The organism is Dongia mobilis, assembly GCF_004363235.1.
Taxonomy (GTDB): Bacteria; Pseudomonadota; Alphaproteobacteria; order Dongiales; family Dongiaceae; genus Dongia; species Dongia mobilis.
On record NZ_SNYW01000006.1, the window covers coordinates 727,847 to 753,872 of the forward strand.

25 protein-coding genes and 1 tRNA gene are annotated in these 26,026 nt (G+C 64.4%); 19 read left to right on the forward strand and 7 right to left on the reverse strand.

Annotated features, from left to right (window positions below; genetic code table 11):
* The first annotated feature begins 20 nt into the window (after positions 1–20).
* The 4 genes from A8950_RS04980 to A8950_RS04995 all read left to right on the forward strand — a co-directional run bounded on the left by A8950_RS04980 (position 21) and on the right by A8950_RS04995 (position 3,802).
* Positions 21–2,126, forward strand: coding sequence for an ATP-dependent nuclease (locus A8950_RS04980; protein ID WP_166645000.1), 2,106 nt, complete (start codon positions 21–23; stop codon positions 2,124–2,126).
* Positions 2,127–2,172: 46 nt separating this feature from the next.
* A complete protein-coding gene (locus A8950_RS04985; RefSeq protein ID WP_133612481.1) occupies positions 2,173–2,439 on the forward strand; it encodes a hypothetical protein in 267 nt (88 codons plus the stop codon).
* Between the two features lie 65 nt (positions 2,440–2,504).
* Positions 2,505–3,092: an AbiTii domain-containing protein gene (locus A8950_RS04990; protein ID WP_133612482.1), complete on the forward strand. Its 588-nt coding sequence runs from the start codon at positions 2,505–2,507 to the stop codon at positions 3,090–3,092.
* Positions 3,041–3,802, forward strand: coding sequence for a site-specific integrase (locus tag A8950_RS04995; RefSeq protein WP_133612483.1), 762 nt, complete (start codon positions 3,041–3,043; stop codon positions 3,800–3,802). The genes A8950_RS04990 and A8950_RS04995 overlap by 52 nt, the downstream gene beginning before the upstream one ends.
* On the opposite strand, the gene A8950_RS05000 is transcribed toward A8950_RS04995, so the two are convergent.
* Positions 3,781–3,855: transfer RNA gene (locus tag A8950_RS05000), tRNA-Val, on the reverse strand. The two genes, A8950_RS04995 and A8950_RS05000, sit on opposite strands and share 22 nt — an antisense overlap.
* 249 nt (positions 3,856–4,104) lie before the next feature.
* Between A8950_RS05000 and A8950_RS05005 the strand changes: the two genes are divergently transcribed.
* The 3 genes from A8950_RS05005 to A8950_RS05015 all read left to right on the forward strand — a co-directional run bounded on the left by A8950_RS05005 (position 4,105) and on the right by A8950_RS05015 (position 6,690).
* Positions 4,105–5,025 (forward strand): N-formylglutamate amidohydrolase, encoded by a 921-nt coding sequence (locus A8950_RS05005; protein ID WP_133612484.1) that lies wholly within the window; start codon positions 4,105–4,107, stop codon positions 5,023–5,025.
* 4 nt (positions 5,026–5,029) lie between these two features.
* Positions 5,030–5,608 carry a GNAT family N-acetyltransferase gene (locus A8950_RS05010; protein WP_133612485.1) on the forward strand — a complete coding sequence of 193 codons (579 nt, stop codon included), beginning with the start codon at positions 5,030–5,032 and terminating at the stop codon, positions 5,606–5,608.
* A 398-nt stretch (positions 5,609–6,006) separates the two neighbouring features.
* Positions 6,007–6,690, forward strand: coding sequence for a glutathione S-transferase family protein (locus A8950_RS05015; RefSeq protein WP_133612486.1), 684 nt, complete (start codon positions 6,007–6,009; stop codon positions 6,688–6,690).
* Here the strand turns inward: A8950_RS05015 and A8950_RS05020 are convergent.
* On the reverse strand, positions 6,687–8,108 hold the full coding sequence (locus tag A8950_RS05020) for an MFS transporter (RefSeq protein ID WP_133612487.1): 1,422 nt from the start codon (positions 8,106–8,108) through the stop codon (positions 6,687–6,689). The two genes, A8950_RS05015 and A8950_RS05020, sit on opposite strands and share 4 nt — an antisense overlap.
* Positions 8,109–8,369: 261 nt before the next feature.
* Here A8950_RS05020 and A8950_RS05025 point away from each other — a divergent pair, with 261 nt between their 5' ends.
* Positions 8,370–8,723 carry a cupin domain-containing protein gene (locus tag A8950_RS05025; RefSeq protein WP_166645001.1) on the forward strand — a complete coding sequence of 118 codons (354 nt, stop codon included), beginning with the start codon at positions 8,370–8,372 and terminating at the stop codon, positions 8,721–8,723.
* Between the two features lie 52 nt (positions 8,724–8,775).
* Positions 8,776–9,960: an EAL domain-containing response regulator gene (locus A8950_RS05030; RefSeq protein WP_166645002.1), complete on the forward strand. Its 1,185-nt coding sequence runs from the start codon at positions 8,776–8,778 to the stop codon at positions 9,958–9,960.
* Between the two features lie 32 nt (positions 9,961–9,992).
* On the opposite strand, the gene A8950_RS05035 is transcribed toward A8950_RS05030, so the two are convergent.
* The 3 genes from A8950_RS05035 to A8950_RS05045 form a co-directional block, all read right to left on the reverse strand.
* Positions 9,993–10,358: a DUF983 domain-containing protein gene (locus A8950_RS05035; RefSeq protein ID WP_133612490.1), complete on the reverse strand. Its 366-nt coding sequence runs from the start codon at positions 10,356–10,358 to the stop codon at positions 9,993–9,995.
* Between the two features lie 90 nt (positions 10,359–10,448).
* Complete coding sequence (locus tag A8950_RS05040) at positions 10,449–11,543, reverse strand: extracellular solute-binding protein (RefSeq protein ID WP_133612491.1); 1,095 nt, start codon at positions 11,541–11,543, stop codon at positions 10,449–10,451.
* A gap of 89 nt (positions 11,544–11,632) precedes the next feature.
* Positions 11,633–13,129, reverse strand: a complete 1,497-nt coding sequence (locus A8950_RS05045) for a CoA-acylating methylmalonate-semialdehyde dehydrogenase (RefSeq protein WP_133612492.1) — start codon at positions 13,127–13,129, stop codon at positions 11,633–11,635.
* 345 nt (positions 13,130–13,474) lie between these two features.
* Between A8950_RS05045 and A8950_RS05050 the strand changes: the two genes are divergently transcribed.
* The 3 genes from A8950_RS05050 to A8950_RS05060 all read left to right on the forward strand — a co-directional run bounded on the left by A8950_RS05050 (position 13,475) and on the right by A8950_RS05060 (position 16,691).
* A complete protein-coding gene (locus A8950_RS05050) occupies positions 13,475–15,271 on the forward strand; it encodes a sugar-transfer associated ATP-grasp domain-containing protein (protein WP_133612493.1) in 1,797 nt (598 codons plus the stop codon).
* Positions 15,272–15,335: 64 nt separating this feature from the next.
* Complete coding sequence (locus tag A8950_RS05055) at positions 15,336–16,364, forward strand: lysophospholipid acyltransferase family protein (RefSeq protein WP_133612494.1); 1,029 nt, start codon at positions 15,336–15,338, stop codon at positions 16,362–16,364.
* Positions 16,365–16,382: 18 nt separating this feature from the next.
* Positions 16,383–16,691, forward strand: a complete 309-nt coding sequence (locus A8950_RS05060; protein ID WP_208109736.1) for a hypothetical protein — start codon at positions 16,383–16,385, stop codon at positions 16,689–16,691.
* A gap of 16 nt (positions 16,692–16,707) precedes the next feature.
* Here A8950_RS05060 and A8950_RS05065 read toward each other — a convergent pair whose 3' ends face one another.
* Positions 16,708–18,144 carry a PAS domain-containing methyl-accepting chemotaxis protein gene (locus tag A8950_RS05065; RefSeq protein ID WP_208109753.1) on the reverse strand — a complete coding sequence of 479 codons (1,437 nt, stop codon included), beginning with the start codon at positions 18,142–18,144 and terminating at the stop codon, positions 16,708–16,710.
* 369 nt (positions 18,145–18,513) lie between these two features.
* On the opposite strand from A8950_RS05065, the gene A8950_RS05070 reads away from it, so the two are divergent.
* On the forward strand, positions 18,514–19,746 hold the full coding sequence (locus tag A8950_RS05070) for an amidase (protein ID WP_133612496.1): 1,233 nt from the start codon (positions 18,514–18,516) through the stop codon (positions 19,744–19,746).
* Positions 19,747–19,750: 4 nt separating this feature from the next.
* Here the strand turns inward: A8950_RS05070 and A8950_RS05075 are convergent, their stop codons facing one another.
* The gene (locus A8950_RS05075; protein ID WP_208109754.1) at positions 19,751–20,266 is read right to left on the reverse strand and encodes an adenine phosphoribosyltransferase; all 516 of its coding nucleotides are present in this window, start codon (positions 20,264–20,266) and stop codon (positions 19,751–19,753) included.
* A gap of 100 nt (positions 20,267–20,366) precedes the next feature.
* Here A8950_RS05075 and A8950_RS05080 point away from each other — a divergent pair, with 100 nt between their 5' ends.
* The 6 genes from A8950_RS05080 (at position 20,367) to A8950_RS05105 (ending at position 26,024) form a co-directional block, all read left to right on the forward strand.
* The gene (locus A8950_RS05080) at positions 20,367–20,870 is read left to right on the forward strand and encodes an Lrp/AsnC family transcriptional regulator (protein ID WP_166645003.1); all 504 of its coding nucleotides are present in this window, start codon (positions 20,367–20,369) and stop codon (positions 20,868–20,870) included.
* Positions 20,871–21,112: 242 nt separating this feature from the next.
* Positions 21,113–22,411 (forward strand): type III PLP-dependent enzyme, encoded by a 1,299-nt coding sequence (locus A8950_RS05085; protein WP_133612499.1) that lies wholly within the window; start codon positions 21,113–21,115, stop codon positions 22,409–22,411.
* A 78-nt stretch (positions 22,412–22,489) separates the two neighbouring features.
* Positions 22,490–23,629: an MlaE family ABC transporter permease gene (locus tag A8950_RS05090; protein ID WP_133612500.1), complete on the forward strand. Its 1,140-nt coding sequence runs from the start codon at positions 22,490–22,492 to the stop codon at positions 23,627–23,629.
* Position 23,630: 1 nt separating this feature from the next.
* Positions 23,631–24,395: an ABC transporter ATP-binding protein gene (locus A8950_RS05095; protein ID WP_133612501.1), complete on the forward strand. Its 765-nt coding sequence runs from the start codon at positions 23,631–23,633 to the stop codon at positions 24,393–24,395.
* 46 nt (positions 24,396–24,441) lie between these two features.
* Entirely contained in the window at positions 24,442–25,380 is a 939-nt protein-coding gene (locus A8950_RS05100; RefSeq protein WP_133612502.1) for an MlaD family protein, read from the forward strand.
* A complete protein-coding gene (locus A8950_RS05105; RefSeq protein WP_133612503.1) occupies positions 25,377–26,024 on the forward strand; it encodes an ABC-type transport auxiliary lipoprotein family protein in 648 nt (215 codons plus the stop codon). The genes A8950_RS05100 and A8950_RS05105 overlap by 4 nt, the downstream gene beginning before the upstream one ends.
* Positions 26,025–26,026 lie beyond the last annotated feature (2 nt).

The following is a 26,026-nucleotide window of genomic DNA, read 5'->3' on the forward strand; positions in this document are numbered from 1 at the left end:
GACTGTCGGGGATGGAGAAAATGATCAGAGCACTTCGATTTCGAGTTCAAAATTATCGCAACATCAACGATAGCGGTTGGATTCCTCTTGAACGGGTTACCAATTTTGTTGGTAGAAACGAATCTGGCAAAACGACCCTGCTAAAGGCATTTCACAAATTTAACCCGGCGACGCCAGAGCCCTATGACCCACAGCGAGAGTTTCCGCGTGATCGTTACACTCGTGACTACATCGCTGGCGGCGCAAAAGGCGGCGACTGGCCTGTATGCTCAGTTGCCTTCGCGCTTCCCGAGGAAGTAAAAATAGAACTCGCCGCAGTACTAACGACGGAACAGCATGCACCGGACGAGGCTATTCTTACGCGGTACTATGATGGCTCTCTCTCGTTTGAATATGAGCCAGCGCTTCGCGAGAAGCCTCTTACTCCGGAACCAGTTTTAAAGAGCCTCGAGGCTTTTGCTGCTGCTGCCCGCCGAATTCCAGCGCCGAGCGCAGAGCAGGAAGAGGCGGCTGCAGCGCAGCGCTCGGCGCTATCGACCTGGGCGATTGGTTGGCAGGACAGATTGAAGGCAGCTGGCGATCTTCGCAACGAAGACGGTGCAAAGCTGCTTAATTTGCTGCGTGGCGAAGCAGAAAAAAAGAGTAGCCCACAAACTGCAGACATGGTCGAGGCATTGCAGGCCGATCTTGCACCGTTATTAGATGCAGCGAAAATTGGCCCAGTTCTCGACCAAATTGACGCCATCATCGAAGACCGCATTCCTGTTCTTGTCTACTTTGAGAACTACGGCATCTTAGACAGCGCAATATGGTTGCCTCGTTTCCTTGAAGATAGAAAGCGCGCTCCTGCTGATGCGCGAATTCGAACTATCGATGCCATGTTCCGGCACGTCGGTCTAGATCCTCAGGATATTGCCAGCCTTGGTAATGAAGAGGCAGAGACTCAACGTCGCCAAGGCCATCAACCGACTGCTGAAATGATCTCCAACGATCAGCGCCGCAAAGAGGCGCGTGCTATCCAACTCAATTCAGCATCTTTGGATATTAGTGCGAAATTCTCAAATTGGTGGTCGCAACGGCGACATAAAATCCGTTACCACGCGGACGGTGACTATTTCAGAATTTGGGTTGCCGATGATCGTCGGCCCGATGTTGAAATTGAACTTGAGGCTCGCAGCAAGGGTTTCCAATGGTTTTTCTCGTTTTACCTTGTGTTTCTTGTGGAATCGGGCGACGGGCATAAGGATGCGATATTGCTCCTCGATGAACCTGGAATGCATCTGCACCCGACCGCACAGCAGGAGCTGATTGGATTCTTTGAGACCCTTGCTGAAAAGAACCAACTTCTTTACTCCACTCATTCTCCGTTCTTAATCGACGGGGAACATCTGCATCGCGTTCGACCGGTAACCGAGGATAATGCCGGCAATTCGCATATAAGCGTTGAGACGTGGCCAAAGGATCGCGAAACCATATTTCCCCTTCAGGCGGCCGCAGGCTACGCGATGGCTCGTGGGCTGTTCCAACATCATAAGAATGTCCTCGTCGAAGGAATGAGCGACTACTATTATCTTCACGCACTGGCGCATCAGTGTGTAACGACGAATCGTATGTCCTTGCCTACCGACATCTACGTAACGCCATGTGGTGGCACCAAGCTCGTCAGCCAATTCGCATCGTTGTTTCTCGGGCAGGAAGTCCGCCCACTCATACTCCTTGACGGTGATGATGCCGGCCGTGTCCGCCGCGATGCGCTGATGAAAGAAATGTATATCGGCCACGATAGTGCTGTTCTCATGTTGGATGAGGTCCTCGGTCGTCCTGGCGATGAAATTGAGGTGGAAGATATTCTTGGTGAAGCCCTGATTCTGCCCGCTCTAAAGGTCGTGATAGGAAAGTCCATCAAGCTTACTGAATTGGATCGGAAAGCGGGAAGCCTTCCAAGTATGATAAAGTCCGCCGCAAAACGTCTAGGCATAGAGCTACCAGAGGGCTGGAAAGCTTCCGTGGCGATCCAACTTGTTTCGGAATGGGCCGAGAAGAAAACAACCTTGCCTACGGAGGTACTTGCTAGAGCGGAGATGCTCTTCAGGGCCATCAGCGAAAGATTCCGCAAAGGGAGCTAGAAGCTGCGTTGCGCGGCTGGACAGTAAGAGACGAATTGCCAATGACATGCCGCTTTTGGAGTGGATAAAAATGGAATGGGTATCAGCAATACTAGCTCTATCGACTCTAGCTGTTGTGATTGGCGGTTTCATCAATCGAGCCGGCGGTGCCAAGGGGATCGGATGGCAATACATACGCTTCACTGTTCTGACGACAGCCATTCCAATCGTAGGCTTGCTTGCGCTCAATGGAGCTCTTAGCGGGGAAGCCGCCACGGTCATCAGTGCCGCAATGGCTTATGCATTTGGAAAATCCAGTGAGAACGGTAGCTGAAGTATTGGCCAGGCGTTGCAACAGTCTTTTAATACTTCCTAGTCGCTGTATTGGAGATGGTAACTGTGAGTCTTCTAAGCGAGATTCAGGCATCAATCCTCGATTCCAAGAGCGCGATAGCTCCCATACTTTTGAAGTTGCGTTTCCTTGCTTCGCGACTCGGAAGTACTCAGCTAGAGGTATGGGTCAAGCATGAGTCGGAAGGTTATCCGAGTGAAGCGCCAGTCCCGGATTATCGAAAATTGGGCATAAGCTACTATGGAACTTTCAGCGGCCCATTCGGCTCTGGAATTAGCAATGCCCCCATTCCACCATATCTCATCGAGAAAATTGCCGGCAAAGCGTGGGCAGCGAGTGAAATGCGGGAGAGCATTGCTGCCGTTGACGATCTTGTGCGCGGCGATGATGACGTGATTGAGATAGACGCTTCAAACCTCATGTTGTTGCTGCAAGGCAAAGTCTACCGGAACTACTCGTGCAATTCGGTGACCGGGCGGATATCGAAAACCGCAATGTGTGAAATCCAAAATGCAGTCCGCAACCGGGTTCTGGAATTGACGATTGAACTGGAAAGAGCCGCTCCTGGCATATTCGCCTGTTCATGGAGATCGCACTGGAGACTGGCTCGCGCCCCTCTGCTATTCTCGATCTGACATGGAGCCGAATCGATTTCAAACAGTGCCGGATCGACTTCAATCCGGTCGGTCGCAAGAGGACGGCAAAGGCGCGCCCAACGATTCCGATTTCTCCGGCTTTGCGCGATCGCCTTCTTGCGGCTCGGGAGCACGACAAGAAGAATGCAAAGCGAAAAAAGCGTCCGCTCTGCGACTACGTTATCGCTTACGCCGGTTACCCAGTTGGTTCGATAAAGAAGGCATTTCGCGCGACGGCCGTTGAAGCTGGGTTCCTTGATGTCACGCCTTACGTCCTTCGCCACACCGCAGCGACCTGGATGGCTCAGGATGGTGTTGCCCTTTGGGATATCGCGGCCTATCTCGGCACGTCGTTGAAGATGGTGGAGGAGCACTACGCTCATCACCACCCGGATCACATGAAGAAGGCGGTCAAAGCGATTGCCAAGGCCGTTGCGGCAGTCAACAAGAAGGCTGAGCCGTTGTCCTTGCGCAAGGGTCGGAAGAGCCGCAAAGAAATGCGATTGCTTGCCGCTCCGGAAGGAAACTTGGAGGCAGGAGCCGGTCGCAACGCCGGCTCCGAATCCATCGTCGTCGATCAGCGCCAGCTTGGAAGTGCACCACAGATGCACCACAGCAATGCAGAACGTCCTGTTGCGCCACAGCGTGGTGGTGACAAGAAACGCAATGAAATCAACACTGAATCGAATGGTGGGCGCGACAGGGATTGAACCTGTGACCCCTACCATGTCAAGGTAGTGCTCTCCCGCTGAGCTACGCGCCCGCCTGATGTGGCCTCTCCGCCTGGATCCCGGGGGAGGCGAGGTTGCTCGGGCAAAAAGGGAAGGGCCCGAACCCATCGGCGGGTGGCGAAATAGCATCCCCCCACAACGATTGCAAGCACGGGAATCTCCGCCCCGGTCCGGCGGCGGCCCTGCATCTGTCCGGCACCCTTCCGGCACCTTTGCGTCACCCGGGAGGGCTTGCTGCCGCCGCGTGACAGAAGCCGCATTTTTCATTAAACCAGAAGGCGATGAGCACGCTGCGACCCCTTGTCGAGCCGCCGGAAGCCGCCGCCGAACCGGATGATGCCGTGATCCGCCTGCTGCGCCCCGAGATCTGGCGGGCGCCCCTCATCCTTGCCTCGCCCCATTCCGGCAATTCCTACCGGTCGGATTTCCTGGCCCAGGCGGCCCTGACGCGCCAGGAATTGCGCCTTTCCGAGGACGGCCATGTCGACGAGCTGGTTTCCGCCGGGCCGGATCTCGGCGTGCCGCTGCTGACCGCCCTGTTCCCGCGTTCCTATTGCGACGTCAATCGCGAGCCGCTGGAACTCGACCCGGCCATGTTCGCCGACCGCCTGCCGGCCGAGGCCAATACCAGATCACCGCGCGTCGCCGCCGGGCTCGGCGTGGTGCCGCGGCTCGGTGCCAATGACCGCGAGATCTACCGCGACAAGCTCTCCTTCGCCGAGGCCGAGTTCCGCCTGGCCTTGTGCTACCGGCCCTATCACGCGGCCCTGCGCGGGGTGATCGACGAGGCGGTGGCGCGCTTTGGCCATTGCCTGGTGCTGGATTGCCATTCGATGCCGTCCCATGGCGGCGGACATGACCGCGAGGCGGCCGAACGCGGGCGCAATGCGCGCGTCGATTTCGTCCTCGGCGATTGCTTCGGCGCCTCCTGCGCGCCCGCCATCACCGCAGCGATCGATGCGCATCTGCGCGGCGGCGGCGCCCAGATGCGGCGCAATTCGCCCTATTCCGGCGGCTATGTGACGCAGCATTACGGCCAGCCCCAATCCGGCGTTCACGTGCTGCAGATCGAGATCAACCGTTCGCTCTACATGCATGAGCGGACGCTGGAGCCGCATGCCGGCTTTGCTGCCATGCAGGCCACCATGCGGGGCCTCATCGCCATGCTGGTCGAGCGCGCCGACGCGCTGCTGCGGGGCTGACGCCATGGCGGTCCTCGCTTCCGCGAGCCCCGGCCTGGTCCTGCGACCCGCCCTTGCCGCTGACCTGCCGGCCATCCAGGCGATCTATGCGCATCATGTCCTGACCGGATCGGCCAGTTTCGAGGAGCTACCGCCGGACGTGGCCGAGATGACCCGGCGCTGGCAGGCGATCCAGGCGGCGGGCCTGCCCTATCTGGTGGCGGAAGATCAGTTCGGCGCGGGCGCTGGCATTGCTGGCTATGCCTATGCCGGGCCTTACCGTCCGCGCGCCGCCTATCGCTTCACGGTCGAGGATTCGATCTATCTGGCGCCCCAAGCCCAGGGGCGCGGCATCGGCCGGGCCTTGCTGGCCCGGATCATCGATGATGCCACAGCGCTTGGCCTGCGGCAGATGATCGCGGTCATCGGCGATTCCGCCAACCAGGCCTCGGTCGGCCTGCATCGCGCGCTCGGCTTCGATTCGGTCGGGACCTTCCGGGCGGTCGGCTTCAAGTTCGGCCGCTGGGTGGATTCGGTCCTGATGCAGCGTGCCCTGGGCGCCGGCGCCACAACCCAGCCGGACGCTTCTGCTCCGATAAATTAACGAATTCAGGCGCTTGTGTGTCGCGCGGGCGCGTTGCCGCGCGGCCAAGAAAAAAGGGCCGTACCGAACGGCACGGCCCAAGTTCTGGGAGGAAACGCCCATGAGGGGCGCCTTGCGACGACGCCTGTCAGGGGAGAAATGCGCCGTCGCAAGGCAAAGATGGCTCTTGTGCGGTGCGATGTCAAGCAATTATCCGCTGGTTATTAAAGCGTCATCATGCTGAAAAAACTAGCAAAAATGCTGTTGCTGCTATGCAACACTATTTGCTTGGTAGGGTTTACTTTTCCCAAGCTCTGCCGAGCGCCCGCAACGGCCACGGAGCACCGGGAGCAGTCCCTGTTGGCCTACCCGCGGGGCCAGATTGACCGGCCTTCCATCCCCTCGCTAACGTCCTCTGCATGACCGATCTCCAACTCAGCGGCCCCATTAATGGCACCCATGTCGTGGCGGCCCGGCTGGCCTGTGAGGAAAAAGGTCTTAGCTTTGCCTTCGAGGAGCCGGACCTTCTCAAGGCCGGCGGCTTCCGCCTCAACGATCTCCTGTCCTATCTGTGCGAAAGACAGCCGACCCTGACGCATCAGGGCCTGATGCTGTTCGACCTCGAGGCGATCCTGCGCTATCTCGACGAGGCGTTCCCGGGCCCGATCCTGCAGCCGGAGAAAGCGCGCGAACGGGCGTTGATGACCCAGATCATGGCCGTCATCCGCCAGCATCTCTGCCCCAGCGCCGTCTCGGTGGTCATCGGCCAGCGCCTGTTCACGCCCTTCCTTGGCGGTGCCATGGATCTCGCCCCGGTGACCCGTATCCTGCCGGCCATGCGCGACACGCTCTATGCGATCGAACAATTGTCGCTGCTCTGCCATGACGGCGAGCGCTCGGATTTCCTGGTTGGCGGCGATGTCACCCTGGCCGACATCATGCTGCTGCCGATTGCCGGCTATCTGATGGTCACGCCGGAGGGACGCGAGGCGATCCATGCCTCGACGCGCCTTGCGCGCTGGTGGGTGGTGGCATCGCGCCGCGCCGCCTGGGCCAGGGCCAAGCCGCCCCTGCTGGCCGGCCGCGACGGGGGAATGCGCTAGGGCCGGTTCTTCTGCCGCAGCAGGGCGGCGAAGCGCAGCACGAACAGGAAGCCGCAAAACGGCGCCAGCGCGCCCACACCCAGCACCCAGCCGATCGCCCCGGCGACATCGGCCGCCAACAGATCGTCGGTCAGTCCGGCCGCATTGGCGATCGCCCCCGCCGCGGCGGCACCGAACGCGATGCCGAGCGAGCGGATGGTCGGGATGGAGGACGCGGTGATCGATTCCTCGCCCGGCGCCGCGTGGCGCATGGCAGCAGCGACGATATGGAGGTTCGAGGCGCCGAGGCCGACTCCGACCACGGCGTTGTACACCGTCAGCAGCCAGGCCGGCTGGCTGTTGATGCCGAGGGCGAGCGCCACCAGGCCAAGGACGCAGAGCAGCAGGCCGCCGATCATCGCGACATACATGGCGCGTCCGTGCCAGCGTGCGGTGACGAGAGAGGCAGAAGTCCAGCCGATCGCCAGCACCGCCATCATGTAGCCGGCGACGATGGGCGTCATACCCTTCAGCACCTGTAGCGCCAGCGGCAGGAAGACGCCGATCACGGTATGGGTGATGGAGGCCAGGAACATGGCCCAGTAGGCGCTGCCGGTGGTGGTCGAAGGCGAGAGCGGATTGCTGGGAAAGATCCGGTTTTCGCCGCGGCGGTCGAGCAGGAAGGTGCCGTAAAGCAGCAGGATAGCAACGAGGATGAGGCCGCCGCGGCCCAGCGCCGAGCCGCCCTCGCTGGCAATGCCGACGCACATGACGCCGGCCGTCAGAAGCGCCATGCGGCGATAGGGAAAACCGAAGACGGCCGGCCGCTCGGGCTTGTCGGCGGGCAGACGCAGCAGCGCTGCGCCGAGAAAGAGAAGGATGAAGGGCAGGTTGAACCAGAAGGCGCCGCGCCAGAAGCCGAGTTCGGCGAAGGTCCCGCCAAGCGCCGGGCCGATCAGCGCCGCGATACCCCAGGTCGAGGAGACGAGGGCGAGGACCGGTTTCTTCATGTTCTCCGGAAACAGCTCGCCCACCATGGTCATGGATCGGGCGAGCACGACGCCGCCGCCGAAACCCTGGATCGCGCGCGACAGGATGAAGAGCGCCATGTCGGGCGAGGCGGCGCAGGCAGCCGAGCCGAGCAGGAACAGGACGGCGCCGATGCAATATGACTGGCGGCCGCCGCGCGCACGGCGCAGCGGTGCGGTCGCCGCCGCACCGATGATCGAGGCCACCATATAGAGCATGGTCGACCAAGCATAGAAATGTGCGCGACCAAGATCGCGCACCACGTCGGGCATGATGGTCGAGACGACGAAGACGTCGAGCGCGTGCAGCCCGATGCCGAGGTTGAGCATGACGACGTAAAGGCCGCGGCCGCCGGTGAACAGGCTGCGCCAGGGTACTGCGGCGGCGCTGCTGTCGCCCGGACTGGTCATGGGGGGACTCCTCGGCTGATGCGCCCGGCAATCTAGGTCCTTGGCCTGGCGCCGTCAAAGCAGCGACACGCCGGCGGCGGGCGGTTTTCTGGTGGATTCCGCACATGCGTGTGGGCGGAACCGGTGTGCCGCCGGTGGCGCAGCCCCGGCAATGGTGATAGATATCCGACCGCATCCCCGGGGGCATGAGTTGCGGGCAAAGTTCCGGCGGCTGGGATGCGACAAGGGGCGCCCGTTTCGGGAACTGCAAGGGGAAGTCTGATGAGCGCGAAATTGATCCGATTCGGCAGCAACCCGCCACCGGTGGAGACGGGAGAGCCTGGCAACATCGTCGCCGGCCAGCCGAAGACCAAGCTGCAGAACTACTATACCGACCCGACCGGGCAGTTCTTCTCGGGCATCTGGGAATGCAGCCCCGGCAAGTGGCGCGTGAATTACGGCGAGGAGGAATTCTGCGCCATCCTTTCAGGCAAGGCGATCCTGACCGACAGCGATGGCCACGCCGAGACCTTTGCGGCCGGCGACGCCTTCATCATCCCCAAGGGCTTCACCGGTACCTGGGAGACCGTCGAGGCAGTCCGCAAATGGTACGCGATCTTCGAGCCGAAATCCTGAGCGCGATGCGGGCCGCGACCGGCGCTGCGCCGCAACGGAGGCCACGGTCGCGATGCGCGTGATGGTCGTCGACGGACAGGTCGTGCCGCGCCGCATGGCGGCAAAATTGATCCGCGATTGCGGTGTCGCCGACGTGCTGGAAGCGGAAAGCGGCGACCAGGCGCTGGCTATGCTCGCCAAGGATGCGGCGATCGACCTGGTCGTCACCGATATCCGCCTCGAGGGCATGGACGGGGTCACCTTCGTTCGCCGGATCGCGGAGCAGAGCCTGGCGACGCATCTGCTGCTAATCAGCAATGTCGACGAGCCTCTGGCGCGCACGGTCATGGCGCTGGCGCGCAGCCTCAACCTCGACGCCGCCGGCCATATCCGCAAGCCGGCGACGCCGGAGACGCTGCGCGCCTGCGTGCAGCGTCTGCTTGTGCGTCGCGCGGCGTCGCCGATCCTGGGTGCGCGGGCGATCCACGTCACCGCCGAGGAACTGCGCCAGGCCATCGCGTTGCGGCAATTCGTCCCCTATTTCCAGCCACGTTTGCGCGGCGCCGACGGCAGCCTCACTGCGGTCGAGGCACTGATCCGCTGGCAGCACCCGCAACGCGGCCTCATTCCGCCCGGCGCCTTCATCCCGCTGGCCGATTCAGCCGGACTCATCGACGGCATCACCGGCCTGGTTCTGGAAATGTCGCTGGCCTGGGCGCGGCGCTGGCACGAGGCGGGCGTCGCCCCCAGCATCTCGGTCAACCTGACCGAAACCGCCCTGAAGAACGCGCATCTGCCGAACGAGCTTTTGGCCCTGGCCGACGAATACGGCATTCCGCCAGCGCGCATCCTGCTGGAAGTGACCGAGAGCGACGCCATCACCGAGGCACCCGCCGCGCTGGAGACGCTGGCGCGGCTGCGCCTGATGGAGTTCGGTCTGTCGATCGACGATTTCGGCACCGGCGTTGCGACCCCGGACCAACTGGCCGCGGTGCCCTTTACCGAGGCCAAGATCGACCAGTCGCTGGTTACCGGCGTGTCCGACCAGCCGCAATATGTCGGCGTCCTCGCGCAGACCCTGCGCCAGGCGCGCGATCTCGGCCTCAAGACCGTGGCCGAGGGGGTCGAGAGCAAGGCTGATTGGGAATTGCTGAACGAACTCGGCTGCGACGAAATGCAGGGCTTTTACGTCGCGCGACCGATGCCGGGCGAGGAGATCGAGGGCTGGGCCCTCGGCTGGCATCGCCAGCCGCTCTAAAGGGTGCTGGCATCGCCAGCCGCGCCGGCGTTTCAGTGCTCGCGATTGGCGCAGAAGATCGCGGCCATCACCGCCCCCTTGATATAGGGCAACAGGCCCAGCGTCATGGCCAGTGTCAGGGGCAGCCAGATGGCAAGCTGCACCCAGGTCGGCGGGTGCGCATAACTTTCCAGTGCCAGCAAGCCGCTTACGACTACATGGCCGACGATGGCGATGGTGAAATAGGCCGGCGCGTCATCGGCGCGCAAGGGTTCGAAGGGCAGGGTGCATTTGGCGCAGGAATCGGCGATCGACAGATAGCCGCGGAACATGGCGCCGGAGCCGCAGCGCGGGCAGCAGCGGCGCCAGCCGCGCAGGAGTGCCGTCGTCAGGCTGGGATGGTTGGTGGCTTCGCTCATCGTCACGTTTTCCGCTCTCCGGGCAATCTGCCACAATAAGCCGGTCCGACCACCCTTTGCCTATGCGTCGCAATGTCGCCGGGTGGCGCCTCAGTTCCGCTCCAGCATGTCGTTGAAATCGGTGCGCGCCTTGTCGAAATGCTCAGCCCACCAGTGGCTGTCGGCGACCACCTGCTGTGCCAGATTGCCAGGCTGCGTCGGGTCGTAATCGCGCAGCCGCTGCGGCATCGCCGCCGTCGCCGCGGGGTTCGCCGGGCCGACGCCGCGCAGGCGGGCGAACTCGATCTGCCGGCCGGGGTCCTGCATATGTGCGATCAATCTGAAGGCGTCATTGCCACCGGGATTGCCCTTCGGCACCACCCAGCAGCCGGGATAGAGAATGCCGCCAGCCCAGGTGAAGGCGATCTTGCCCTCGCTTTCCCTGGCCAGCGCCGTCGCCCGCGTGTGCCAGATGCAGGCCATGGAGATTGTCTTGTCGCGGAACATCTGCTCGACCTGGTCGCCGCCTTCCCACAATTGCAGGAGCGGCTTCAGCCGGGCGAGGCGGGTGACCGCGCGGCCGATGTCGATCGGATAGGGGTTGGTCAGGCCGTCACCCTCGGCCATCATCGCCGCCTCGAAGCCGCCATTCATCCAGCGATAGACGGCCCGCCCGCCGGGAAATGCCCGGGTATCGAAGAAGTCGCGCCAGGTCATCGGCGGCCGGGCGGCGAAACGCTCGCTGTCGAAGGCGAGGACGTAGGAATAGGTATAGCCGCAGGCGCCATGGCTGAAGTTGAAGGGCGGCATGATTCCGCCGGCATCGACGGTGCGATAGTCGACGGCGCTGAGATGGCCGGACTGGCCGAGGCGGATGGCGGTGAAACCGTCGGCGTCGCAGACGTCCCAGGCGACATTGCCGGAATCGACCATGGCGCGGATTGCCCCTTCGGCCGGGCCGGTGCCGTCGAACAGCACCGGCGTACCGGTCTCGGCCGAATAACTCCTGGCGAAGGCCTGGGTCAGGCTTTTGATCTCGTCGCCACCCCAACTGGCAAAGACCAGTTCCTTGGCCTGGGCGGCGGCGGAGTACGGCAAGGACGATGCCGCCACGCCGGTGCCGATGGCGGCCAGGAAGCGGCGCCGCGACCAGCCCTGCCGGCGGGCGAGATCGATGGCGTCGGAGAGAAACGGCGAAAGCGGCATGGGCGGGCCCGAAGCGAAACGACCGGATCGGTGTAGCCGATCCGGTCGCCGAATCAAACGATGATCCGCAATGCCTGCTTTACCGGTGCCTATTTCATCGTCGGCATGACGAACTCGGCGCCGGAGCGGATGCCCGTCGGCCAGCGCGCGGTCACGGTCTTGAGGCGGGTGAAGAAGCGGATGCCCTCGAGCCCGTGCATGTGGTGATCGCCGAACAGCGAGCGCTTCCAGCCGCCGAAGCTGTTGAAGGCCATCGGCACCGGGATTGGCACGTTGACGCCGACCATGCCGATGCGGATGCGCGAGACGAAGTCGCGGGCGGCGTCGCCGTCGCGGGTGAAGATCGCCGTGCCGTTGCCGAATTCGTGGTCGTTAACCAGCTTCACGGCGGCGGCATAGTCCGGCACGCGCACGACCGAGAGGACCGGGCCGAAGATCTCTTCCTTGTAGATCTTCATCTCCGGCGTCACGTTGTCGAACAGGCAGCCGCCGAGGAAGAACCCGTTCTCGTAGCCCTGCAGCTTGAGCGAACGGCCGTCGACCACCAGCTTGGCGCCTTCCTTGACGCCCTGGTCGACATAGCCCTTGACCTTCTCGAAATGCTGCCTGGTAACCAGCGGGCCCATCTCGGCCTCCGGGTCGGTGCCGGGTGCCACCTTCATGCTGCGCACGCGGGGGGCGAGCTTGTCGATGATGGCGTCACCCACCTTGTCGCCGACCGCCACCGCGACCGAGATCGCCATGCAGCGTTCGCCGGCCGAGCCGTAGCCCGCACCCATGAGGGCGTCGGCCACCTGGTCCATGTCGGCATCCGGCATGACGATCATGTGGTTCTTGGCGCCGCCCAGCGCCTGTACGCGCTTGCCGTGGGCGGTGCCGGTCGCATAGATGTATTCCGCGATCGGGGTCGAGCCGACGAAGCTGATCGCCTCGATCTGCGGATGGGTGAGGAGGGCGTCGACCGCCGTCTTGTCGCCATGGACGACGTTGAAGACGCCGTCGGGAAGGCCTGCCTTCTTGAGAAGGTCGGCGATCAGCAGCGAGGCGGAAGGGTCGCGCTCGGAGGGCTTCAGGATGAAGCAATTTCCGGCGACGAGCGCCACCGGGAACATCCACATCGGCACCATGGCCGGGAAGTTGAAGGGCGTGATGCCGGCGACGACGCCGAGCGGCTGGCGCATTGCCCAGCTGTCGACATTGGTGCCGACATTCTCGCAGAACTCGCCCTTCAGAAGCTGCGGCGCGCCGCAGGCGAATTCCACCACCTCGATGCCGCGGGTCAACTCGCCCTTGGCATCGGACAGGACCTTGCCGTGTTCCGAGGTGATGGCGGCAACGATCCTGTCGGCATTGTCCTCGAGCAGCGCCTTGAACTTGAACATGATGCGTGCGCGGGTGAGGGGCGGCGTCGTGGCCCAGGCCGGGAAGGCGGCAGCGGCATTCTTCACCGCGGCGTCGACTTCGGCATCGGTCGCCAGCGCCACCTTGGCCTGGACCTCGCCGGTCGCCGGATTGAACACGTCGGCGAAGCGACCGCTGGTGCCGGCCACTTCCTTGCCGCCGATGAAATGGTTGATGGTACGCATGTGCTGCTCTCTCCCCGCACGGTCAGTGTTGCGGCCCGTTCCGGGGCCGGTCCAGAAGATTGGCGCATATAAAAGCAGGGCTGAGAGATGGTCAAGATGTTAATCAGAATGATCAATATATTGATCAAATGAAGCTGTCGGACAGCGGGAGAGGTGCTGGATGTGAAGGAACAACTGCGCCGAGGAAAACGCGCAAACCGTCACCCCCGCACGGCCACCGCCTGACAGCGAATCGTCAGTCGATGGCGGGCAATAATCCCGCCCTGCTCACCGACAGGTTTGCGGTCGCCAAGGCTGGCCGCCCCGTGTCAATCTGCGACCCCAACACACAAGGCCGGCTTCTTGATGAAACGCGCGTTATCACCCGGAATTACCTCGCTGTTTCTGGGCGTCACCTTGCTGCTGGCAGCCTATGCCATCCTTGCGATGCAGGTGCCGGCCAGCCAATGGGCGCTGGATTTCCTGAGCGGCATGGTCGCGGCGGTGACTGCCGTCATGATCGCCGGTCGACTGGCGCTCCACCTGCCCAGCGCTGCGGCGCGCTATCAATGGCTTGCCGTGCTGGCGCTGATGGTGCTGGTGAGCGTGGGCGAGTTCGTGGAGCCGGGTCTCAGCGCCTCGCAGACTGACGGCTGGGTCGGCTACCTGCTGCTGGCGGCCGCCCTCGGCATCGTCCTGCTAACCGGGCGCTTCGATCCGGTGCCGCGCGCGTCACAGCGCGCCATGTGGCTGGGCCTGATGCTGCAATTGGGCAGCGTGCTGGCGGATCTGCTGCGCGAGCAGCCGGACACCATCTTCGGTCCCATCGACGGGTCCGAGATCGCCGATCTGGCCCTGCTACTGGCCCTGCAATGCTATCTGGTGGCCGCCGTCCTCTTCATAGCCTATCTGCGCCGGCAGATGTTCGTGGTGCGCCGATCGCCGAGCGACGTCGGCGACGTTGCCCGCTATCTGTTCGCGACTTCGCGGCTGTTCCACAAGCAGCGTTATCCGCGCATCGGCAATTTCGTTGTACCGGGCGGGTCGATCGGTCTTGGTGTCGCCCGCTTCTTCTACTGGTATCCCCAGTTGGCGCCGCTGGTGCGGGCGCGGTTCGGCCGTGGCCTCTTCGCGCAGTTCATCGATCTATGCGCCATCGGCTTCCGCCACGGCCTCGACGCTCAGGCCTATTACATGCTCCAGCTCTATCAGCCGGGTCCGCGATCGCGCGCCTCCGGGTTCATGACTCGATACGAAACCAAGAACGGCCTGTTCAAGGTGCTGAACCGGCAACTGCTGAAATACGGCAAGCGCACGCCACTGGGCGACAAGCACGCCATGCAGCAGTTCTGTGAGGCACATGATATTCCAATCGTGCCGACGCTGGTCTATGCGGCCGATGGCGTGCTCGACATCCGCGACGTCCGGCCGGATGCGCTTGCCCGCGACCTGTTCGTGAAACCGCAGCAGCTCAAGGGCGCGCGCGGGACCGAGCTCGTGCGGTTTGTCGACGGCTACTACGTCATGGAGGATGGTGCGCGCCTCAGTCGGGCGGAATTGCTCGATCACGTCGCCCGCCGGTCGCGCGAAGCGGCACTGCTGGTGCAGCCGCGTCTGCTGCCGCATCCGGCGCTGGCCGGCATGGTCGGCCAATCGCTGCCGCCGCTGCGGGTGATTACCTGCCTTGATGAGCGCGACGAACCGGTGGTGACCCATGGCATGCTGCGGGTGCTGTGCAAACTGGAACCCGATTGGTCGCTCGATCTCGAACTGGGGGCCCCGGTCGATCTGGCGACCGGCCGGATCGGCGAGATGACAGGAGACAAGCCGGAGATGGCGTTCGACTGGCACGCGAGGCATCCGGTGACCGGCGCTCCGGTCAGCGGCGTCATTTTGCCCTTCTGGCAGGAGGCCTGTGCGATCGCGCGGGCGGCGCACCGGCATTGCCCGGACCGCCTGGTGATCGGCTGGGACATCGCGATCACGCCCGAAGGCGCGCTGATGCTGGAGGGCAATTCCTACGCCGACGTCGATTTTCCGCAGCGCGTGCATCGTTGCCCGATCGGCGATTCGCCGCTGGGGCCGCTGCTGTTCCATCGCATCGCCGATCTGGAGGATCGCATCGCCAGGGGTACCCTGCGGCGCAGCGGGCAAAGCAAGTGAATCCGTGCTAGGCTGAGCCGCGCAGCGCGACGCTGCGGAACATCGGACGAGAACGCCGCCAATCATGCCGAACGACCAACCCACGCCCGCCTCACCCGACCAGGTTGCGTCGACGCCGGCTGCTTCGGGCGATGCCGCCGGACGCGTGGTCCATCGCGGCCGCAAGGTGTTCGCCCGCGAATCATGGAATGGGTCGGATGTCGTGACCGTGCTGGGATTGGCTGCCCTGCTGCTGCCAGCCTGGCTGCTGCCGGAGCGCTGCTGGCACCCGTTCTGGCGGACGCTGGCGCGCCTGCCGCTCGTCACCAACGGCCGCGCCGCGCGCAAGACGGGTGCCGTCATCGGCAAGGCGCTGGGCAGGAAGGGCTGCGCAGGCATCGCCCGCGACCTCAAGGCCAATGTTTATGAAATGCGGATGCAGGATCTGCGCAGCTTCCGCCCGGCCATTCTCGGCGGTGGCTGGCGACCGGCCATGTCGTTGGAGGGCGAGGAACATCTCAAGGCGGCGCTGGCTGGCGGCAAGGGTGCCGTGCTGTGGCTGGCCCCCTTCGTCTTCAACAGCGGGCCGACCAAGATCGTCCTGCATGAGCGCGGCTATCGCGTGTCGCATCTCAGTTCGCCGCATCACGGTTATTCCGAGACGAAATTCGGTGTGGCCTGGCTCAACAGGGTGCGTTGCCGCTGGGAGGACCGCTATATCACGGAGCGCGTCGTCTATGACCGCGAGGCGCCGGCCTCGGCCATGCGCCGGCTGATGCGCGCGGTGAAGGGCGGCGACATTGCCACCATCGTGGCCGCGTCGACGGAAGGCAGCGAACTGATCAAGGCGCCGGTCTTTGGCGGATTTCTGCCGGTGGCCGTGGGGGCGCCGCGCCTCGCCGGCCTGACCGGTGCGCCATTGCTGCCGGTCTTCACGATGCGCGATCCGGCGCTGGGCTTCCGCATCGTCATCGAGGCGCCGATCGAAATCGCGCCCGGCCTGAGCGGAGACCAGCGGGTGGTCGCCGCCGCGGCCGAATTCCTGCGCCGGAGTGAACCCTGGGTGCGCCGCTATCCCGAGCAGTGGCGCGCCTGGAGCAAGTGGCGCGGCTGAATGGAAGGGGGCTCTGCCATGGCAGCAAAATGGGCGAGGTCGGTCCTGGCGGCCGCTTTTATCCTGTCTCTGCATCCCGGCATTGCCCAGGCTCAGGCTGAGGACGGCACAACCGGCAACGAGGCCGAGCGGCTGATGGGCGAGGGCCTGCAGAAGATCCTGCAGGCCCTCGATCTGCTCCTGAAAACGGTGCCGCAATATTCGGCGCCCGAAGTGCTGCCCAATGGCGACATCATCATCCGTCGCGTCCATCCCGAGGATGAGGGGGACGAGGAACTGGAAGAGCCGGCAGAACCGGCGCCCACGGAGGACAGTACCGAGACCTGACCCCAGGCGCGCCTGCCTACATTGCCCGAACGGTGGCGAGGAATCGCTCCACCCGTTCTTCCAGATTGCCGGCCTGATCCGCCAGGGTCGAGGCCAGTTGCAGCATTTGGCCGGAGGACCGGCCGGTCGATTCCGCGGCATGGGTGACACCGGTGATATTGCCGGCGACCTCGCGCGTGGCAGCCGATTGCTCCTCGACGGCGCCCGAGATCGAGACACTGATGCCGCTGACGCGCGAGATCACCGCGCCGATCTCGTTGATGCTGCTGGCGGCGGTCTGGCTGGCTTCCTGGATGCTGCGGATCTGCTGGGAAATCTCCTCGGTGGCTCGTGCCGTCTGGGTGGCAAGCGACTTCACCTCTGATGCCACCACGGCAAAGCCCTTGCCGGCCTCGCCAGCCCTGGCCGCCTCGATCGTCGCATTGAGGGCGAGCAGGTTGGTCTGGCCGGCTATGCCATTGATCAGTTCTGTCACCGCGCCGATCCGTTCCGCGGCAGTGACGAGCGCCGATACCATCTGCTCGGAATTCCGCGCCTGATCGACGGCACGCCCGACGATGCTGCCGGATTCGGCAGTCTGCCGGGCAATCTCGCCCACCGACGCGGAAAGCTGCTCGGTGGCGCTCGCGACCGAGTTGGATTGCTGGTTGGTCAGGTCGGCCGAGGTGGCGAGGTCCTGCGCCGTCAGTTTGACTTGTTCCGCAGCGCCGGCCAGCGACTGGACCAGCGATTTCACATTGGCCTCGAAATCACTGGCAAGTGCCGCCGTCTGCGCCTTGCGCGGCGACAGGTCGGTGGCAAACTTCACGACCTTGTAGGGTTGGCCCTTGGCATCGAAGATCGGGTTGTAGGAAGCCTCGATCCAGACTTCCCTGCCACCCTTGCCAAGGCGGCGGAACTGGCCGGCCTGGAACTTGCCGGCCTGCAACGCCAGCCAAAAGCTCCGATACTCCTCGGACTGGCGATAGGCCGGGTCGGCGAACATGCCGTGATGCTTGCCCTTGATCTCCTCGAGTTCGTAGCCCATCACATCGAGGAAATTCCGGTTGGCATCAATAATGGTGCCGTCGAGTTGGAACTGGATCACCGCCTGCGATCGGTTGAGTGCCTCGATCTGCCCCTGCAGATCGGCGGCCTGGTTTTTCTTCTGCGTGATGTCGGTGGCGTATTTCACGATGCTGGTCACCCGGCCGCGCCGGTCGAGGATCGGGTTGTAGCTTGCCTCGATCCAGATCTGCCGGCCGCCCTTGGCGATGCGCGGGAATTCGGCGGCCTGGAATTCGCCGCGGCGCAGGCTCTCCCAGAACTGGCGATAGGCATCACTGTCGCGATGGGCCGGCTCGACGAACATTGCGTGATGGCGGCCGCGGATTTCCTCCAGGCCATAGCCCATCGCTGCCAGGAAATTGGCGTTGGCGTTGAGAATGGTGCCGTCGGGCATGAATTCGATCATCGCCTGGGAGCGGTCGAGGGCGTTGAGGATTGCGGCCTGATTGCCACGCCAAAATCGGAACAATTTTTTCTCCGTTCGCTGGAAGCAGGATGGGTACGGGCGCCGAGCGGACCGGATCAGTCGCGAAAACGACTTTCGCAAATAAGATACAATATTGTGATGGTTTTCTTTGATGCATGTGGTCACCGGATGTCTGTCACCGCTCCTGAATATTTGTAGATGCAGCCGATCTCGATCGACGTTGGCCGCGCGCCCGTCACCTCGCGCTTGCCGGGTCCGGATAAGTGGGCGGACCGGGCGAGCACGTATCCGGTTGACCTTGCGAGGCTGATTGGCTCCTCTCCAGCAATATTGATGGAGGGTCGGGACATGGGGTTGGGGCGAACAGGGGTTGCTGCGGCGCAGCTCAAGGAACTGGGGGCATTGGCGGCGGAGGGCGAGGTCGTCCTGGCGCCGACGGGCGGCGGCCCGCTCGATGGTCTCACTTTCGCGATCAAGGACCTGTTCGACGTCGCCGGTCGTGTCACGGGCTGCGGCAATCCCGACTGGCGCCGCAGCCATGAACCGGCCGCCGACCATGCCGGCGTCGTCAAGGCGTTGCTGGCGGCCGGCGCGCAGGCGATCGGTATCACCATCACCGACGAACTGGCCTTCAGCCTCAACGGACAGAACTTCCATTACGGCACGCCGCGCAACCCGGCGGCGCCGGAGCGCATACCGGGTGGCTCATCGGCGGGATCGGCTTCTGCGGTCGCCGGACATGCCTGCGATTTCGCCCTCGGCACAGATACCGGCGGGTCGGTGCGCATTCCCGCGGCACTCAATGGCATTTTTGGCATCCGACCCAGCCATGATGCGGTCGATGAGACGGGCTGCATGACGCTGGCCGAGAGCTTCGACACCGTTGGCTGGTTCGCCCGTGACGCCGGCCTGCTGCGCCGTGTCGGCGACGTGCTGCTGCCACCCGACCGCACCGGCGAGGCTGCCTTTGCGGAGGCCTATGTCGCGCGCGACGCGTGGCTATTGGCGCGGCCGGAAGTGGTGGCGGCACTGAAACCGGCCTGTGACCGTGTCGTCGCTGCGCTGGGCAGGCGCATCGACGTCACCCTGGCGGCCGATTGCGGCGGACTCGCCGCCTGGCGCCAGGCGTTCCGCTTCCTGCAGATGCGCGAGATTTGGGCCCGGCACGGCGCTTGGATCGAAGCGACGCGGCCGCATTTCGGGCCGGAAATTGCCGAGCGCTTTGCCCTGTCGCGGGAGACGGCGGCCAAGCCGATGGGCGGGGAGGCGGAACTGCGCGCCACCGTCACGGCGCGACTCGACGACATGCTGGCGGCGGGCGGTATCCTCGTCATGCCGACGGCAGCCGACATCGCGCCGCTGAAATCCATGAGTGCGGCGCAATCAGCCGCCTTCCGCGACAGCACCTTGAGCCTGACCAGCATCGCCGGCATGGCACGCCTGCCGCAGGTGACGCTACCGGCCGGGCTGGTCGATGGCGCGCCGGTCGGCCTGTCGCTGGTGGCGCGGCGCGGGCGGGATCGTGCCCTGCTGGATCTTGCCGCGCGGCTGGCGCCGGAGGTCTGCCCTCAGTTGTCGTAGGCCCTCAGTTGTCGTAGGCGAGGAGGGCGTGAACCGGCACTCTGAGCCGTTCGCGCCCCTTGAGGAAGGTGAGCTCGATCAGGCAGCCGATCGCCGCCACCTCGGCGCCGACCTTTTCCAGCAAGGTAACCGCTGCCGCCATGGTGCCGCCGGTCGCCAGCAGGTCATCGAGCACCACGACGCGCTGGCCGGGTTGCACCGCTTCCGCCTGGATCTCGATGACATCCTCGCCGTATTCGAGGTCATAGGCATGGCGGATCACCTCGCCCGGCAGCTTGCCGCGCTTGCGGATCATGACGAAGCCTGTGCCGAGACGGTCTGCCAGCGGTGCCGCCACCAGGAAGCCGCGCGATTCGATACCCACCAGCAGATCGGGCTGGTAGGGAGCAAGCGCCGCCGCCAGCCGGTCGAGCGCCTCGTGCCAGGCACCGGCATGGGCCAGCAGGGTCGAGATGTCATAAAATAGGATGCCCGGCTTGGGAAAATCCGGTACGTGGCGGATATGCTGCTTGAGGTCCAGCTTTGCGGGGGCCATGGGGTCTCATTTGGGCTGTGACGCGAGGGTAGGATCGAACGGGCTGTATAGGCCATCAAGAGGCAAGGGGAAAGGGCGGAACGGCATGCGGAAGTCGCAGCGCGTGGACAAGACCGATCTCAAGATCCTGACGGCCCTGCAGGCCGCAGGGCGGATCAGCAATCTCGACCTGGCCGCCAAGGTGGGCCTCTCGGCCAGCCCCTGCCATGCCCGCCATCGGCAGATGGAGAAGCAGAAGATCATCCGCGGCTACCGGGCCGATATCGACCTCGACAAGGTGGCCGACCATGTCGAGATCCTGTCCTTCGTGACGTTGCACAAGCATGGCCGGGCGCAGCAGGGCGCCTTCGAGCAACTGATCGAGGAAACGCCGGAGGCGATTGCCTGCTACCAGATTTCCGGTAATTTCGATTACATCGTGCATTTCGTCTGCCGCTCGGTCGGCGACTACGTGAAGCTGCACAACGCCCTCATCGAGCAGGATCCCAACATCGCCTCGGTGACCACCAACGTGATCATGTCCGAGACCAAGAAGTTCACGGGCTATCCCCTGAAGGAACTGATCGAGCCGGTGGAATCGGGCAGCTGAGGGCAAGGGGATCTGGCAGCAGGAAATTCTGCTCCTGCCGCCCCCCTGGCTGCGCAGAAATTCTGCAACCGGGCCGATCAAAAACCACAAATCCTGGAATTCCGCGCCTATCTTCCGTTTCGCCAAGACAAAGGCAGATCGCCGCGTCGGAAGCACCCTCACGGGTCCTCCCACGCGGCGTTTTCTTTTTTCAGCCACTTTGCGGGACCGCGCGGTCCCCGGAACGCCGAAGGTTGCCGCCGATGACCAAGATTGCCGCCGCCAGCGCCAACGCCCCCCGCCAGCGACGCAGCCGCGCCGATACGACCCAGCCGGTCAACGCTCCGGCCGTCAGCGGCCCGGCCGTGAACAGTCAGGTTCGGGCGCAATTGGCGCCGCAGGCGCAGGTCGCCAACGATCCGGCGCCGCGACCCGAGGGCGCCCTGCGCTTTCTGTCGGAAGCGCAGCCGGCGACCCCCTGCCTGGTGGTCGACCTCGGCGTCGTCGCGCGGAAATATGCCGAATTGCAAGCCGCGCTGCCGCGGGCCGAGATCTTCTATGCCGTGAAGGCCAATCCGGCACCCGAGATCCTCGGCCGCCTTGCCGCTGCCGGTTCCTCCTTCGACACGGCCTCGGCCGGGGAGATTCGGGCCGTCTTTGCCAGCGGCGCCCGGCCGGAACGCGTCTCCTTCGGCAACACCATCAAGAAGCCGGCCGACATCGCCTGGGCCTATGGCGAGGGCGTGCGGCTGTTCGCCTTCGATGCCATCGAGGAATTGCGCAAGATCGCAGCCCACGCGCCGGGTGCCGAGGTCTATTGCCGCATCCTGGTCGAGGCGGAAGGGGCCCTCTGGCCGCTGAACCGCAAATTCGGCTGCGTCCCCGACATGGCGGTCGAACTTTTGACCGAGGCGCAGGCGCTGGGGCTGAAGCCGGCCGGCGTCTCGTTCCATGTAGGCTCGCAGCAGCAGGACCCGACGCAGTGGAACCGCGCCATTGCCGCCGCGGGTAGCGTCTTCCGGCGCTGCGCCGATGCCGGCGTCAGGCTCTCGATGATCGATCTCGGCGGCGGTTTCCCGGCCGACTACGCGGCGGGTATCGCCGGGATCGGCGCCTATGGCGCCGCCATCGCCGCGGCGATGAACGCGCAGTTCGGCGACGCGTGGCCGCGCCTCATCATCGAGCCGGGCCGCTACATGGTGGCCGATGCCGGCATCATCGAAGCCGAGGTGCTGCTCGTCTCGCGCAAATCCGCAGGTGACGACCGGCGCTGGGTCTATCTCGATATCGGCCGCTTCGGCGGCCTCGCCGAGACCGAGGGCGAGGCGATCCGCTATCGGGTCGAGGCCCTGGGCACGGTGGCGAAGGCTACCGGCCCGGTCATTCTGGCCGGGCCGACCTGCGATTCCGCCGACATCCTCTATGACAAGGCGGATTACCGCCTGCCGCTCGACCTGAAGGCGGGCGACCGGGTTCGCCTCTATTCCACCGGCGCCTATACGACCACCTATTCGGCGGTCAACTTCAACGGCTTCGATCCGCTCAGGGCCTATTTCGTCTGAACAATTTCCGACCGGCACCGGCTTGCCGGGGCAAAGCGGGCTGCTAGACTGCAGCCCGTTTTGCTTTTTGAGGTTGCGATGTCCGCCCCTGGGTCAAACGCCGGTTGGGTCAAACTGTCGCTCGATGCCGGCCGTGCCACTTGGTCCTTCGGCGGGGCATGGACCATCGACCATGCCGCCTCCCTGGCGCGCGATATCGAGGCGGCTGGCGGCGCCTCGGCCCGGGCGGCGCTGTTCGACCTCACTCAATTGCAGCAGCTGGACACCTCCGGGGCCTGGCTGATCGCGCGGCTCGGCCACGCGCTGGAGGCGGCGGGAGTCGCGGTCGAGACCCGACCCGGCGATCCGGCCCTGGCGGCCCTGCTTACCCGCGTGGCAGAAACCCGCGACGTGCTGCCGACGCCACCCCGCCACCGCAGTCTTGGCGACAAGATCGCTGAGCTCGGCGCGGCGGTCGAGCATGTGGTCCTGGAATCGCGCGATCTCGTCGCCTTTCTCGGCCATCTCGTCCTGGCGCTCGGCCGGCTCGTGCTGCGGCCCTGGAAGCTGCGCTGGAACGCGGTCTTCGCGCATCTCGAGCAGACCGGGCTCAACGCTCTGCCGATCGTCGGCCTGATCAACCTGCTGGTGGGCGTCGTGCTGGCCTTCCAGGGCGCCGACCAGCTGGCGCGGTTCGGCGCGCAGACCTTCACCATCAACATGCTGGGCATCTCGGTCCTGCGCGAGATGGCCGTACTGCTGACCGCGATCGTGGTGGCGGGCCGCTCCGGCTCGGCCTTCACCGCGCAGATCGGCACCATGCAGGTCAACGAGGAGGTCGATGCGCTTCGCACCATCGGCCTCGACCCGATGGATGTGCTGGTGGTGCCGCGCGTGCTGGCCCTGGTGATTGCCCTGCCGCTGCTGACCTTCTTCGCCGACATGATGGGGCTGCTGGGCGGCGGCCTGATGTGCGTCGTGTTGCTCGACATCAGCTTCCAGCAATATCTCAGCCTGCTCAACCAGGCCATCACGATCAACCATTTCTGGGTCGGCATGTCGAAGGCGCCGGTCTTTGCCATTCTCATCGCCCTGGTCGGCTGTTTCGAGGGGCTGCGCGTCTCGGGCAGCGCCGAAAGCGTCGGCCGCCTGACCACACGCTCGGTGGTCGAGGCGATCTTCCTCGTCATCATCGTCGACGCGCTGTTCTCCATCATGTTCTCCTATCTCGACATCTGACATGGCAGACGAATCCGACATCGCCATTTCGCTGCGGGGCATCGTCAACCGCTTCGGCCAGCAGGTCGTGCATGACGGCCTCGACCTCGACATCCGCAAGGGTGAGGTGATCGGCATTGTCGGCGGCTCTGGCACCGGCAAATCGGTGCTGATGCGGACGGTGATCGGTCTCAACCGGCCGGCTGCCGGCAGCATCACCGTGCTGGGCACGCGCATGGACAAGGCCAGCGATGCCGAAAGGGCGCGGATCGAGGCCAGCTGGGGCGTCCTGTTCCAGAACGGCGCCCTGTTCAGTTCGCTGACCGTCGCCGAGAACGTTCAGGCGCCGATGCGCGAGCACACCGACCTGCCGGCCGAGCTGATGGGCGAACTTGCTGCCCTCAAGATCCGCCTGGCCGGTCTGCCGGCCGATGCCGGGGCCAAGTTCCCCTCGCAACTGTCGGGCGGCATGAAGAAGCGCGCCGGCATCGCGCGCGCGCTGGCGCTCGATCCGGAGATTCTCTTCCTCGACGAGCCCACGGCCGGGCTCGACCCGATCGGCGCCGCCGAGTTCGACGACCTCATCCGCGACCTGCAGCGGAGCCTCGGCCTTACCGTGGTCATGATTACCCACGATCTGGACTCTCTGGTGGCGATCTGCGACCGTATCGGCGTTCTGATCGACCGCCGCATCCGGGTCGGAACGCTGGCCGAACATCTGCAGGACGAGCATCCGTGGATCAGGCAGTATTTCCACGGCAAGCGGGCGCGGGCCGCCGGTATCTGAGACGGGACCCAATGGCAAGGCAGCAGCGGATCATGGAAGCGCGGTAATGGAAACTCACGCACGACATCTGGCGGTGGGCGGCTTCGTGCTGCTGCTGGTGGCCGGCATCTTCGTCTTCATCCTGTGGGTGGCAAAATTCCAGGGCGAGACGGTCTATGATTCCTATTTTGCGCGGTTTTCCGGCTCGGTCTCGCAGCTGCGTGTGAACACCACGGTCAATTTCGGTGGCATACCGGTCGGCCGCGTGACCGATGTGCGTATCGATCCGGAGGACAGCGCGCTGGCGCGGGTCGATTTCGAGGTGCGCAGCGGCACGCCGATCCGCGTCGATTCGCGCGCCACGCTGGAAATGCAGAGCATCGCCGGCGGCGTCGGGCTGGCCATCAGCCGCGGCAGCTCGGAAGCGGAACTGCTGGTGCCCGGCAGCGAGGTGCAGGCAGCGCAATCGGCCCTTGAGCGGCTGACGCGCCAGGCACCGGACATCCTGGCCAAGATCGACGGCATCGCCAACAACGTCAACGAGATGTTGTCGCCCGCCAACCGGCAGGCGCTGACCGAGACGCTGAGCAATCTGCGCGACGTGTCGCAGCATCTGAAGGACCGCAAGGAGGATATCGATGTCTTCCTCAGCGACAGCGATACCGCGATGAAGGAGATTGCCCTGGCCGGGACCGAGTTCCGCAAGCTGGCCGAGCAACTGCAGGAGAGCGTCGGCCCGGCCACCACGGAGGCGCAGCAGGCGCTCAAGGCGTTCGGCGACATGGCGCGCTCCTTCGAAACCACCTCGGCCCAGATGAGCGCCCTGCTGGCGGAGAACCGGGAACCCTTGCGGCAATTTTCCGGTACCGCGCTCTACGAGGCGACCGACCTCCTGTCGCAGTTGCGCGAACTGGTCGCCTCGATGGCGCGCATCACGCAGGAGATCGAACGCGACCCGGCGCGCTTCTTCCTGTCAGACCGCAGCAAAGGTGTGGTTGCACCATGACCGAACCCAAGATCCATACCAATTCCCTGGCCTATTCCCTGACCCGCCGCCAGGCGCTGGCATTGCTGGCGGGCACCCCGCTGCTGGCGGCCTGTGGCGTCGTCCCCGAGGTGAACGAGCCGCTCACCCTCTATTCGCTCTCTCCCAGCGTCGCGCCGCTGGCCGATCCGCCGCCGCTCGACTGGCAGCTGGTGGTGGCGACGCCGAATGCGAGTGCGGACATCAACACCAACCGCATCGCGCTCAGCCGGGCGGCCAACCGGATCGAGTATTTCGCCGACGGCGTCTGGGCCGATGCAGCGCCGGTGCTGGTCCAGGCAAAGCTGATCGAGGCTTTCGAGGCGGCGGTGCCGCCGCTGCCGGTCGGCCGTGATGCCAGCGGCTTGCGGCCCGATTTCATCCTGCAATCGGATCTGCGCGGCTTCCAGGCGGAATACCAGGGCGGCAGCGCCATTGCCGTGGTCAGGATCGCCGCCCGCCTCGTCAAGATGCCGGAGCGGCGGATCATGGGCTCGGTCGTCACCGAATCCCGCCAGCCCGCCAGTGCCGGCGGCTTGCCGGGCGTGATCGCCGCCTTCGAGGCGGCGCTCGGCCAGGCCTTCAATGAACTCATTCCCCGCGTCCTGGCCGCGGCAAACTCCTGACC